Origin of the sequence: Pseudomonas sp. HT11 (assembly GCF_044875395.1) — a bacterium.
Classification (GTDB): Bacteria; Pseudomonadota; Gammaproteobacteria; order Pseudomonadales; family Pseudomonadaceae; genus Aquipseudomonas.
Genome location: NZ_CP173217.1, coordinates 4213329 through 4225587 on the forward strand (window position 1 = coordinate 4213329; position 12259 = coordinate 4225587).

At 62.2% G+C, this 12259-nt stretch carries 10 protein-coding genes and 2 tRNA genes; all 12 read right to left on the bottom strand.

Features of this window, described 5'->3' with window-relative positions:
• Positions 1-34: 34 nt before the first annotated feature.
• Positions 35-111, bottom strand: a tRNA-Asp gene (locus ABWL43_RS19420).
• A gap of 55 nt (positions 112-166) precedes the next feature.
• Positions 167-242: transfer RNA gene (locus ABWL43_RS19425), tRNA-Val, on the bottom strand.
• A gap of 107 nt (positions 243-349) precedes the next feature.
• Positions 350-1114, bottom strand: a complete 765-nt coding sequence (locus tag ABWL43_RS19430) for an SDR family oxidoreductase (RefSeq protein WP_106576690.1) — start codon at positions 1112-1114, stop codon at positions 350-352.
• A gap of 11 nt (positions 1115-1125) precedes the next feature.
• Positions 1126-2337 carry an O-succinylhomoserine sulfhydrylase gene (locus ABWL43_RS19435; protein WP_099583998.1) on the bottom strand — a complete coding sequence of 404 codons (1212 nt, stop codon included), beginning with the start codon at positions 2335-2337 and terminating at the stop codon, positions 1126-1128.
• 65 nt (positions 2338-2402) lie between these two features.
• The gene (gene purF, locus ABWL43_RS19440; RefSeq protein ID WP_058426877.1) at positions 2403-3908 is read right to left on the bottom strand and encodes an amidophosphoribosyltransferase; all 1506 of its coding nucleotides are present in this window, start codon (positions 3906-3908) and stop codon (positions 2403-2405) included.
• A 41-nt stretch (positions 3909-3949) separates the two neighbouring features.
• Positions 3950-4507, bottom strand: coding sequence for a CvpA family protein (locus ABWL43_RS19445; protein WP_003192538.1), 558 nt, complete (start codon positions 4505-4507; stop codon positions 3950-3952).
• Between the two features lie 254 nt (positions 4508-4761).
• Entirely contained in the window at positions 4762-5433 is a 672-nt protein-coding gene (locus ABWL43_RS19450) for an SPOR domain-containing protein (RefSeq protein ID WP_404483716.1), read from the bottom strand.
• Complete coding sequence (folC, locus tag ABWL43_RS19455) at positions 5417-6724, bottom strand: bifunctional tetrahydrofolate synthase/dihydrofolate synthase (RefSeq protein WP_404483719.1); 1308 nt, start codon at positions 6722-6724, stop codon at positions 5417-5419. Before folC ends, ABWL43_RS19450 begins: the two co-directional genes overlap by 17 nt.
• A complete protein-coding gene (gene accD / locus ABWL43_RS19460; protein ID WP_106576687.1) occupies positions 6721-7641 on the bottom strand; it encodes an acetyl-CoA carboxylase, carboxyltransferase subunit beta in 921 nt (306 codons plus the stop codon). The genes folC and accD overlap by 4 nt, the downstream gene beginning before the upstream one ends.
• Positions 7642-7884: 243 nt before the next feature.
• Positions 7885-8517, bottom strand: coding sequence for a phosphoribosylanthranilate isomerase (locus tag ABWL43_RS19465; RefSeq protein WP_404483722.1), 633 nt, complete (start codon positions 8515-8517; stop codon positions 7885-7887).
• Between the two features lie 64 nt (positions 8518-8581).
• A complete protein-coding gene (truA, locus tag ABWL43_RS19470) occupies positions 8582-9406 on the bottom strand; it encodes a tRNA pseudouridine(38-40) synthase TruA (RefSeq protein ID WP_404488462.1) in 825 nt (274 codons plus the stop codon).
• Positions 9407-9640: 234 nt separating this feature from the next.
• The gene (locus ABWL43_RS19475) at positions 9641-12235 is read right to left on the bottom strand and encodes a FimV/HubP family polar landmark protein (RefSeq protein WP_404483725.1); all 2595 of its coding nucleotides are present in this window, start codon (positions 12233-12235) and stop codon (positions 9641-9643) included.
• Positions 12236-12259: the final 24 nt, after the last annotated feature.

The window sequence follows — 12259 nt, forward strand, 5'->3', positions numbered from 1 at the left end:
AATCTCAAGCTCGACATGTCGAACCTGGAAAATATGGCGCAGCGGACGGGACTCGAACCCGCGACCCCCGGCGTGACAGGCCGGTATTCTAACCGACTGAACTACCGCTGCGCGTCGGTGCAACCTTTAACGTTGCGTCTTGCCCTAGGGCAAAACTCTCAAGAAGTGGTGGGTGATGACGGGATCGAACCGCCGACCCTCTGCTTGTAAGGCAGATGCTCTCCCAGCTGAGCTAATCACCCTTTGCTTCGTTGAGGCCGCGAAATTTACGCAGGTAGCGGACCTAAGTCAATAGCCTGCTTGAAGTTTTTCTGAAAAAGACAAAATTGCTTCAAGACGGCGATCTGCCCTACTCGCTGTAAATCATCTTCTTGCTCATGCCACCGTCCACCACAAACTCTTGCCCGGTGACAAACCCCGCCTGGCGCGACAGCAACCACGCCACCATCGCCGCCACGTCTTCAACCGTGCCCACTCTGCCCGCCGGATGCTGGGCATGGTCGGCATCCGTCAAAGGCTCGGCACGTCGGGCCGCCGGATCACGCGCATCGATCCAGCCAGGGCTGACGGCATTGACCCGCACCTCCGGCCCCAGGCTCATGGCCAAGGCATGCGTCAGGGCCAGCAGGCCGCCCTTGCTCGCCGCATAAGCCTCGGTGTCCGGCTCCGACTGACGCGCCCGGGTCGATGCCAGGTTGACGATGGCACCGCCATGGGCACGCAGGTACGGCGCACAGTGCTTGGCCAACAACATCGGCCCACTGAGGTTCACCGCAAGCACACGGTTCCAATACGCCAGGTCGAGGCTTTCCAGGGTGATATTGCGCGGGTCGGCCACGGCCGCGTTGCACACCAACGCGTCCAGCCGCCCGAACTGCCCCAGCACTTCTGCGACACCTTGGGCCACTTGTTTCTCGTCGGCGACGTCCATGGTGATGAACCAGGCATTGTCGCCCAGCACCTTGGACACCTTGGAGCCGCGCTCGCGGTCCAGGTCGGTCAACACCACCTGCCAGCCTTCGCTGATCAACCACGCCGCGATCCCGAGACCAATGCCCCGCGCCGCGCCCGTCACCAGTGCGACGCGGCCGTTACCGACCGCCGCAGCATCCATGGACCACTCGATCACAAGGCCGCCAGCCCGCGGGCCAGGTCAGCCTGCAAGTCGGCCACATCTTCCAGGCCCACTGCGATGCGGATCAGGCTGTCGCGGATGCCGGCCGCTTCACGCTCTTGCGGCGCCAGGCGACCATGGGAGGTGGTGCTCGGGTGCGTGATGGTGGTTTTGCTGTCGCCCAGGTTGGCGGTGATCGAAATCAAGCGAGTGGCGTCGATAAAGCGCCAGGCACCCTCTTTGCCGCCCTTCACTTCGAAGCTGACCACGGCGCCGAAACCACGCTGCTGGCGTTGAGCCAATTCGTGTTGCGGGTGGCTCTTGAGGCCGGCGTAGTGCACTTTTTCGATGCCATCCTGCTGCTCCAGCCACTCGGCCAGGGCCTGGGCATTGGCACAATGGGCCTTCATGCGCAAGCTGAGGGTTTCCAGGCCCTTGAGGAAGATCCAGGCGTTGAACGGGCTCAGCGTCGGGCCAGCAGTGCGCAAGAAACCCACCACTTCTTTCATCTGCTCGCCACGCCCAGCCACCACACCGCCCATGCAACGGCCCTGACCGTCGATGAACTTGGTGGCCGAGTGCACGACGATGTCTGCGCCCAGCTTCAACGGCTGCTGCAATGCAGGCGTGCAGAAGCAGTTGTCGACCACCAGCATCGCGCCCTTGGCGTGCGCCACTTCGGACAATGCGGCGATGTCCACCAACTCGGCCAGCGGGTTGGACGGCGACTCGACGAACAGCAATTTGGTATTGGCCTTGATCGCCGCGTCCCAACCGGACAGGTCTGCCAGTGGTACGTAGTCCACTTCAATACCGAAGCGCTTGAAGTACTTCTCGAACAGGCTGATGGTCGAACCGAACACGCTGCGTGAAACCAATACATGGTCACCAGCGCTGCACAAGCTCATCACAACGGCAAGGATGGCCGCCATGCCAGTCGCCGTGGCCACCGCCTGCTCAGCGCCTTCGAGGGCCGCAATACGCTCCTCGAACGCACGAACGGTCGGGTTGGTGTAGCGCGAGTAGACGTTGCCCGGCACTTCACCGGCAAAACGCGCGGCGGCGTCGGCGGCGGTGCGGAACACATAGCTGGAGGTGAAGAACATCGGGTCACCGTGCTCACCTTCCGGGGTACGGTGCTGGCCGGCGCGCACAGCCAGGGTATCGAAAGCTACGCCATCGAGGTCGCTGTCCAACCGACCGGCATCCCATTCCTGACTCATGCTGCGACTCCTTACTCAATTCTTTATTTAAGATACAAAACCGGCCCCTCAGGGCCGGTGTTTACTCAGTTGTTATACAGATCGATGATCGCGCTGACCGCCTGGGTCTTGATCTTCGACGAGTCGTTGCGCGCCTGTTCGATCTTGTTCAGGTAAGCCTCGTCGACATCGCCGGTCACGTACTTGCCGTCGAACACGGCGCAATCGAACTGCTCGATCTTGATCTTGCCGCCGCCAACCGCTTCGATCAGGTCCGGCAGGTCCTGATAGATCAGCCAGTCGGCGCCGATCAGGTCGGCCACATCCTGGGTCGAACGGTTGTGGGCAATCAGCTCGTGGGCGCTCGGCATGTCGATACCGTACACGTTCGGGTAACGCACAGCTGGCGCAGCAGAGCAGAAGTACACGTTCTTGGCACCCGCTTCACGGGCCATCTGAATAATCTGCTTGCACGTGGTGCCACGTACGATGGAGTCGTCCACCAGCATCACGTTCTTGCCGCGAAATTCCAGCTCGATTGCGTTGAGCTTCTGGCGAACCGACTTCTTGCGCGCCGCCTGGCCCGGCATGATGAAGGTACGGCCGATGTAGCGGTTCTTGACGAAACCTTCGCGGAACTTGACGCCCAAATGGTTGGCCAGCTCCAGCGCAGCGGTACGGCTGGTGTCCGGAATCGGGATTACCACGTCGATGTCGTGCTCAGGACGCTCGCGCAGGATTTTCTCGGCCAGCTTCTCGCCCATGCGCAGACGCGCTTTGTATACCGAAACGCCGTCGATGATCGAATCCGGACGCGCCAGGTAGACGTGTTCGAAAATGCACGGGGTCAGTTTCGGCGCAACAGCGCACTGACGGGTGTGCAGCTTGCCGTCTTCGGTGATGTACACCGCTTCGCCCGGGGCCAGGTCGCGGATCAGGGTGAAGCCCAACACGTCCAGGGACACGCTTTCGGAGGCGATCATGTACTCGACGCCTTCGTCGGTGTGACGCTGGCCGAACACGATCGGGCGGATGCCATGCGGGTCGCGGAAACCGACGATGCCGTAACCGGTGACCATGGCCACGACCGCGTAACCACCGACGCAACGGTTGTGCACGTCAGTCACGGCGGCGAACACGTCTTCTTCGGTTGGCTGCAGCTTGCCCCGCTGGGCCAGCTCGTGGGCGAACACGTTGAGCAGCACTTCCGAGTCGGAACTGGTGTTGACGTGGCGCAGGTCAGATTCGTAAATCTCCTTGGCCAGTTGTTCAACGTTGGTCAGGTTACCGTTGTGCGCCAGGGTAATGCCGTAAGGCGAGTTGACGTAAAACGGTTGAGCTTCGGCCGAGGTCGAGCTGCCCGCAGTCGGGTAACGCACATGGCCAATGCCCATGTGCCCGACGAGGCGCTGCATGTGACGCTGATGGAACACGTCACGCACCAGGCCATTGTCCTTGCGCAGGAATAACCGGCCGTCGTGGCTGGTCACAATACCGGCAGCGTCCTGGCCGCGGTGCTGGAGGACGGTTAGCGCGTCATACAGCGCCTGATTCACGTTCGACTTACCGACGATACCGACGATGCCACACATGCGACGCAACCCCTACTTAATGAATCTTGACTGAACACTGCTTACTGAGGCGTTTTGGCCGGCAAGAGGTGTTCCTTGAACGGAAGATCAGCGGGTACGCTGATTCCGCTGGCCAGCCACTGACTGCTCCACCCCAGAATGAGGTTCTTGGACCAATCTGCAACCAATAGAAATTTTGGCACGAGTACCGACTCCTGCCACCACGAATCCTGCTGTACCGGCCCCAGGCTCAACAGCCCGACCGCCACGACCACCAGCAACGCGCCACGCGCAGCGCCGAAGGCCATGCCGAGAAATCGATCGGTCCCGGAGAGGCCGGTGACACGTATCAACTCGCCAATAAGATAATTGACCATTGCCCCCACCAGCAGCGTGGCGATGAACATGATGGCGCAGCCCGCGATGACGCGAGCCGAAGGTGTCTCGATGTAACCGGCCAGGTAAACCGACAATGAACCACCGAACATCCAGGCTACGACTCCTGCGATGATCCAGGTCAGCAACGACAGTGCTTCTTTTACGAAGCCGCGGCTTAGACTGATCAAAGCGGAGATGGCGACGATTGCAACGATCGCCCAGTCAACCCAGGTAAATGGCACAGTGCAGCCTACGTACGGATAAGGCGGCGCATTTTAGCAGAGCGCCGGGCTGTCGGTAAGCTGTGATTGCGGGTGCGTTGCAAATCAATGGGTTGAGTAGGGCGAAGGCCCCCTCAGGACCACCAAATACAATGTGGGAGGGGGCTTGCCCCCGATAGCGATGGGTCATTATCAGAGATGCTGACTGACCTACCGCCATCGGGGGCAAGCCCCCTCCCACATTGAGTGCATTCCAAGCTGAAACGGGGGTGAAATCAGCCGCGCTCAGGCTGAAAACGCACCACAAAGCCATTCAGGTTCTGCTGGCGACCCAGCAAGTCGCGCAGACGATCGGCCTCGGCGCGCTCGATCAGCGGCCCGATAAACACCCGGTTCTTGCCATCGGCACTGCGGATATAGGCGTTGTAGCCCTGAGCACGCAGCTTTTTCTGCAAGGCCTCGGCGCTCTCGCGATTGGCCAGGCTGGCGAGCTGGATCGACCAAGTGATCGGCAGGCCATTGGGATCGATACGGCTTTGACCAACGTCCGGCTTGCCCGGCGCGGCAGGTTGCGGCGCAACCGGCTTGGGCGCTTGTGCCGGCGCGGCCGGCTTGGCGGCAACCGCAGGCGCTGCCGGAGCGGGCGCAGGTGCAGACTTGACCACTGGCACACTCGGCTGCACCGGCATGCTCGGCGCCTGCTGCGCAGCCACATCCGCATCACTCGGCACAGGCTCCTCAGGCAACGCCTGCGGCTCGGGCACCACCACCGGCTCGACCTGAACTTGCGGTACCGTCGGCGCCTGGGGCGCAGCCGGCGCCTCAACAACTACCTGGCGCTGCTCGTCCTGACGCGAAAACAGCATCGGCAGAAAAATCACCGCCAACGCCACCAGCACCAGGGCTCCAACCATTCGCTGCTTGTATGCGCTATCCAGTAATGCCATGTGCAGCTTCCTCCGTGGAGCGCCGGGCCAACCACTCTAGCGCCTCGGCAACACAATAAAATGATCCGAACAACAGAATCTCGTCCTCGGCCGTAGCCACCGCACACTGCGCTTCAAGCGCAGCGGTGACGCTTGCATACGACGCCACTGGCGCACCAAGGTTCTGCAAGGCCGTTTCCAATTCAGCGGCCGGCCGACTGCGTGGCGTATCCAGCGGCGCAACCGCCCAAGCCTGGACATCACCCAGCAACGGCGCAACCACGCCGCCCAGGTCTTTGTCAGCCAACAGCCCGAACACCGCCAGGCGGCGACCCACCGGCGGCGTACGCGACAGGCGTTGTGCCAGGTACTCGGCGGCATGCGGGTTGTGCCCCACATCCAGCAGCAGGTTCAGGCGCTTGCCCTCCCACTCGAAGGTGCGACGATCCAGGCGCCCGACCACCCGAGTGGCCAGCAATGTCGCGGCAATCTGCTCGGCATGCCACGGCAAATCCAGCAGCAGGTAAGCCTGCAACGCCAGCGCAGCGTTTTCCATCGGCAGGTTCAGCAGCGGCAGATCATGCAGCTCTACCACCTGGCCGCGCGCATCACGCCCACGCCATTGCCAATGTTGAGCACCGATGTCGAGATTGAATTCGCGGCCGCGCAGGTAAAACGGGCAATCCAGCTCGCGCACCTTGTCGAGCAAGGGTTGCGGCGGGTCCAGATCACCACACAGGGCAGGCTTGCCCTGGCGGAAGATCCCGGCCTTTTCATAGGCGACCGACTCGCGGGTATTGCCCAAGTAGTCGGCATGGTCGACGCCAATGCTGGTGACCAGCGCCAGGTCGGCATCCACCACGTTGACCGTGTCCAGACGCCCACCCAGGCCGACTTCGAGAACCACCACATCCAATTGCGCACGCTCGAACAGCCAGAACGCCGCCAGGGTGCCCATTTCGAAGTAGGTCAGGGAAATTTCGCCGCGTCCGGCATCCAATGCGGCGAAGGCCTCGCAGAGCTGCTCATCAGTGGCTTCGACGCCATTGAACTGCACCCGCTCGTTGTAACGCAGCAGGTGCGGGGAATTGTAGACGCCAACTTTCAGCCCTTGGGCTTGCAGCAGCGCCGCGACAAAGGCACAGGTAGAGCCTTTGCCGTTGGTGCCGGTCACCGTGATCACACGCGGTGCCGGCCGGCCCAACCCGAGGCGGGCCGCTACCTGTTGCGAGCGCTCCAGGCCCATGTCGATGGCTGACGGATGCAACTGCTCAAGGTAGGCGAGCCATTCGCCCAGGGTACGTTGGGTCATAGGTTTGCAGGCACCGGCGGTACAACGATCGGTTCGACTTTAGGCGCGACGTACACAGGCGTCGGCAGGCCCATCATTTGCGCCAGCAGGTTACCCAGGCGTGGACGCAGCTCGCCACGGGCGATGATCATGTCAATCGCGCCGTGCTCCAGCAGGAACTCGCTGCGCTGGAAACCTTCCGGCAGTTTTTCGCGAACGGTCTGCTCGATCACGCGCGGGCCGGCAAAGCCGATCAGGGCCTTGGGTTCGCCGACAATCACGTCACCGAGCATCGCCAGGCTGGCGGAAACGCCGCCATAAACCGGGTCAGTCAGCACGGAGATGAACGGAATGCCTTCTTCACGCAGACGCGCCAGTACCGCGGAGGTCTTGGCCATTTGCATCAGGGAAATCAGTGCTTCCTGCATGCGCGCGCCACCGGAGGCGGCGAAGCAGATCATCGGGCAACGGTTTTCCAGGGCGTAGTTGGCGGCACGTACGAAACGCTCACCGACGATGGCGCCCATGGAGCCGCCCATGAAGGAAAACTCAAACGCCGACACCACCACCGGCATGCCCAGCAACTTGCCGCTGACGGAAATCAGCGCGTCCTTTTCACCAGTCTGCTTTTGCGCGGCGGTCAGGCGATCCTTGTACTTCTTGCCGTCGCGGAACTTGAGACGGTCAACCGGCTCCAGGTCAGCGCCCAGCTCGGCACGGCCATCGGCGTCGAGGAAAATGTCGATGCGGGCGCGGGCGCCGATACGCATGTGGTGGTTGCACTTGGGGCAAACGTCCAGGGTCTTTTCCAGCTCCGGGCGGTAGAGCACCGCGTCGCAGGATGGGCACTTGTGCCACAGACCTTCAGGAACCGAGCTTTTCTTCACCTCGGAACGCATGATCGAAGGGATCAGTTTGTCTACTAACCAGTTGCTCATGCTTTCTTTCTCCAGTACCGGTGGCTTGAACACAGCCCCGCGTATGCCCTTGAGCTAAATTCATATGTGGCGATGACACAGGCTGGACGGGGTCAGACGTTCGACCAGCCACTTCCTGCCTGTATCCTCAGCCTTCCAGACAACCTGCAGCGCGGGTTGCCACTACATTTCCGGGCCTCCCGCAGGCGGCGCCGATGCTGTTTTACACAGTGGTAGTTATGGACGGCGGCAGACTGCGAGCCGTCACATCACACCATTACTGTTGCGCACCGCTTGCATGAATGCGCGAATCTTGTGGTGATCCTTGATGCCCTTGCCCTGCTCCACCCCACCGCTGACGTCGACGGCGTACGGCCGAACCTGCTCGATGGCGGCCCCGACATTCGCGGGGTTTAGCCCGCCGGCCAGGATAATCGGCTTGCTCAGCCCCTCGGGAATCAGCGTCCAGTCGAATGCTTCGCCCGTACCGCCCGGCACGCCTTCGACATAGGTATCCAACAGAATGCCACGAGCGCCAGTATAGGCAGCACACGCGGCGGCGATGTCATCCCCGGCCTTGACACGCAGCGCCTTGATATACGGACGTTGATAGCTTTCACACTCGTCGGGGCTTTCGTCGCCGTGAAACTGCAGCATGTCCAGCTGCACGGCATCCAGGGTTTCGTTGAGCTCGCAGCGGCTGGCGCTGACGAACAAGCCAACGGTGGTCACGAACGGCGGCAACGCGGCGATGATTGCACGTGCCTGCAACACATTCACCGCCCGTGGGCTCCTGGCATAAAACACGAAACCGATGGCATCCGCCCCCGCCTCGACTGCCGCCAGCGCGTCTTCTATGCGGGTGATCCCGCAAATCTTGCTGCGAACGGCTGACATGTCGTAGAAACCTCAGGGGTTGAACCGAGAAAGTCCCGGATGGTAACAAAAGCTATTCCGGGCGTCAGCCGCCAAGTTCGCTGAAACCTGTGAGGAAGTGTGGCCCGATGAAACGATCCGGCAATTCGAACTCGTCGCGGTACTCCACGTCCACCAGATACAGGCCAAAAGGATGCGCCGTCACCCCACCTGTGCGGCGGATACGACTTTCCAACACTTCTTTGGCCCACTCCACCGGGCGCTCGCCGGTGCCGATGGTCATCAACACGCCTGCAATATTGCGCACCATATGGTGCAGGAAGGCGCCGGCGCGGATATCCAGCACGATCATCTTGCCGTGACGGGTCACCCGCAGGTGATGGACTTCCTTGATCGGGGACTTGGCCTGGCACTGGCCGGCACGGAACGCGCTGAAATCATGCACACCGACCAAATGCTGCGCGGCCTCGGCCATGCGCTCGGCGTCCAGCGGGCGATGGTTCCAGGTGATTTCCTGGTTGAGGTGCGCCGGACGGATCTGATCGTTGTAGATCACGTAGCGATAACGCCGGGCAATCGCCTTGAAGCGCGCATGAAAATGCGCAGGCATGACCTTGGCCCAGGTGACGCTGACGTCATGGGGCAAATTGATATTGGCGCCCATCACCCACGCTTTCATCGTGCGCTCGGCCTGGGTGTCAAAGTGCACCACCTGGCCACAGGCGTGCACACCGGCGTCGGTTCGCCCGGCGCACATCAGCGACACCGGCGAGTCGGCGACCTGGGACAAGGCGTTTTCGAGGGTTTCCTGCACCGTCAGCACACCCGAGGCCTGGCGCTGCCAGCCGCGATAGCGTGAGCCTTTGTATTCCACGCCCAGGGCGATGCGGTTAAAGCCTGCGGCCGCCATTTCGGCGGCCGCGTTATCTATATTTGCCAAGAACTGAGAGCCCGATGAGTTGCGCAAAGGCGGCCATTATAAAGGCGGCGCACGCATGAGGGGCGCTTTTGTTGCGAGGCCACACGCCAAACCAACTGTGGGAGCGGGCTTGTTCGCGAATGCAACGTGCCGGTCGCTCAATCAGCTAACCGGCACGTCACCCTCGCGAGCAATCCCGCTCCCACACTGGTGTTACACCACCCTTCAGATTTTGCCGAGCATTTCCTTGGCTTCACCGCGCTGGGCTTCGTCGCCCTCAGTCAGCACTTCGGACAGGATGTCGCGCGCGCCGTCGGCATCGCCCATGTCGATGTACGCCTGGGCCAGGTCGAGCTTGGTGGCCACTTCATCGGTGCCAGAGAGGAAATCGAACTCCGGCTCATCAGCGCCCAACGCCGCATCTTCAGCGGTAAAGGAAGGCTCGATCGGCGGATGCTCGAGGCTCTGGGACAGGCGATCGAGCTCCGCGTTGACATCGTCCAGCTCGGACGTGAAGGCATCCGGCTTGGCGGCCGGCGGCGCTTGCGGTTCGTCAGCCAGGGACAGGTCGAAGTCTTCCGGCAGGTCGAAATCATCCAGTGCGGCAGGGGTAAGGGTCGGCGGCTCAACGGCCGGCACATCCTTCATCTGGTCTTCAAGGCCCGAGAGGAAGTCATCGTCCGACTGCGTGGACGACGGCGCGTCCAGCTGCAGGTCCAGATCGAAGTCCGACATATCATCCGGGGCAGGCTTGGCTTGCGTCTGGCGCTGCAGGACCGACTCGAAACTCGACTCATCCTTGGGGCTGACCACGGCCGGCGAAGCGGCTTCCAGATCGTCCAGGCTCAAGTCGAAATCCGTATCGAACGCGTCGGGTTCCGGGGCCGGTGCTGCCGGTTTGTCTTCGAGCAGGTTTTTCACGTATTGAGCGTCCAGCGCCGCCGCGGCCACCGCAGCACTGACGCCCGCGGCCAACACGGCCATGGCCGGGAAGCGACTCTTGAGCTGCTCGACCTGAGCGTGGTTTTCACCCGTGGCCACCAGTTGACGCTCTTGCGTGACGAAGCCGTCCTTGTCGCTCTGCAGACCGTAGACTTCCATCAGCTTCAAACGCAGGTCACTGCGCTTGGGCTCGCGCTTGATCGCCTGCTCCAACACATCGGCGGCCTGATTCAGGTGACCACGGTCGATATGGGATTGAGCTTGTGCCAGCGCGTCGCTGGAGTTTACCGGGGCTACGGCGACCGCCAACGGCGCCAGCACGGAAGCCACGCTCGGCACCACGACAGGCTCAACCACGGGGGCAGGCGCTGGCGCGGCAGCCAGCTTGACGTTCGGCGGCGGCACTTCCAGGCCTTCGAAGCTGTCCGGTGGCAGGTCGTGATCCACACTCGGCGAGAACTGTGGCTCTTCAGCCAGCGCCCGCGCCATACGCAGGTGCTTTTCCTCTTCGAGGCGGGCATTGCGGTGACGGGCCCACAGCAGCAGGAGCAACAACACCAGCAAGCCGGCAGCACCGCCGATGACCCCGAGGACAATCGGGTTGGTCAGCAGATCGTTGAATTTACCTTCGGTGGTGCTCGCCGGCGCGGCATCCGGCTTAATTGGCTCGGGCGTAGCCACCACGGCAGCCGGCGTCGCATCGGGTGCCGGCGCTGCCGCCGCAGTGGCCGCAGGCTCACCTGGCAGCTGCGCGGGGATGGTTGCTGTCGTGGGCGCAGTGCCCGGCACTGCCGGGTTACCGCCCTGAGCCTGCAACTTGGCCAGTTGATCGTTTTTCAGTTGAATCAGCTTTTGCAGCTTGTCCAGCTGGCTTTGCAGGTCGGCTGCGCGGCTTTTCAGCTCGGCATTGTCGCGGCGCGTGGTGTCCAGCTCTTCCTGGGTCATCGCCAGCTTGTCGCTCAACGCACGACCGTCAGCGGCCCTGCCCTTTGCACCTTTCTTGGCGGACTCGGCCGACACCAGGCTCAAATTGTCCTTGGCGTTGGTGCTCGCGGGCGCATCGCCTGCCTGGGTGCGCCGAGTGGCGTCGAGTTGCTGCTTGCCGGCGGCCTGATTATTGGCCGTGCGACGCCCCTGGCGCCAGGCGGCATTTTGCGCAGTGACTTCGGCAATCGCCTCCGGCTGCGGCAAGCTGGTGGCTTGCTGGCGATCCGGAAGACGCAGCACCTGGCCGGTTTTCAGGCGGTTGATATTGCCGTCGATGAAAGCATCAGGGTTGAGCGCCTGGATCGCCAGCATGGTTTGCTGGACCGACGCGCCGTTGCGGTTCTTCGCGGCAATTTCCCACAAGGTATCGCGAGAAGTCGTGGTGTGCTGCGCAGCTTTGCTGACTGGGGGCGCCGTATTGGCAGGTGCCGACTGGGTCGGCGCACTCAAGCGCGGTGCAGGTGCGCTGGCGGTCGGTGCCGGCTGCTCGAACTTGGCCGGGTCGAGCAGCACACTGTAGTCGCGCATCAGGCGGCCGTTGGGCCATTGCACTTGAAGCAGAAAACGTACATAGGAATCAGGCAGCGGCTTGCTGGAGGTGACGCGCACCACACTGCGGCCATTGGGGTTGATCACCGGGGTAAACGTCAGGTCATTCAGAAACGCCTGGCGATCCACGCCGGCGTCCACAAACGCCTGGTCAGACGCCAGGCTCGGGGTGATCTCGGAGGCGGTGAGGCCGCCGACGTCGAGCAATTCGATTTCCACCGCCAACGGCTGGTTCAACTTCGACTTGAGGGTCATCTCCCCAAGCTGCAGCGCCTGCGCCATACCGGAAGACAGCGCCGAGGCGGCCGCTATTGCTAACACCAGTTTGCGAACTTGAACCATAGCCTCATCCTTTGTTTGAACACT

Coding starts and splice junctions, on each gene's coding strand:
- ABWL43_RS19430 (WP_106576690.1), bottom strand. CDS start 1,114: ATGGATGCTGCGGCGGTCGGTAACGGCCGCGTCGCACTGGTGACGGGC.
- ABWL43_RS19435 (WP_099583998.1), bottom strand. CDS start 2,337: ATGAGTCAGGAATGGGATGCCGGTCGGTTGGACAGCGACCTCGATGGC.
- purF (WP_058426877.1), bottom strand. CDS start 3,908: ATGTGTGGCATCGTCGGTATCGTCGGTAAGTCGAACGTGAATCAGGCG.
- ABWL43_RS19450 (WP_404483716.1), bottom strand. CDS start 5,433: ATGGCATTACTGGATAGCGCATACAAGCAGCGAATGGTTGGAGCCCTG.
- folC (WP_404483719.1), bottom strand. CDS start 6,724: ATGACCCAACGTACCCTGGGCGAATGGCTCGCCTACCTTGAGCAGTTG.
- accD (WP_106576687.1), bottom strand. CDS start 7,641: ATGAGCAACTGGTTAGTAGACAAACTGATCCCTTCGATCATGCGTTCC.
- ABWL43_RS19465 (WP_404483722.1), bottom strand. CDS start 8,517: ATGTCAGCCGTTCGCAGCAAGATTTGCGGGATCACCCGCATAGAAGAC.
- truA (WP_404488462.1), bottom strand. CDS start 9,406: ATGGCGGCCGCAGGCTTTAACCGCATCGCCCTGGGCGTGGAATACAAA.
- ABWL43_RS19475 (WP_404483725.1), bottom strand. CDS start 12,235: ATGGTTCAAGTTCGCAAACTGGTGTTAGCAATAGCGGCCGCCTCGGCG.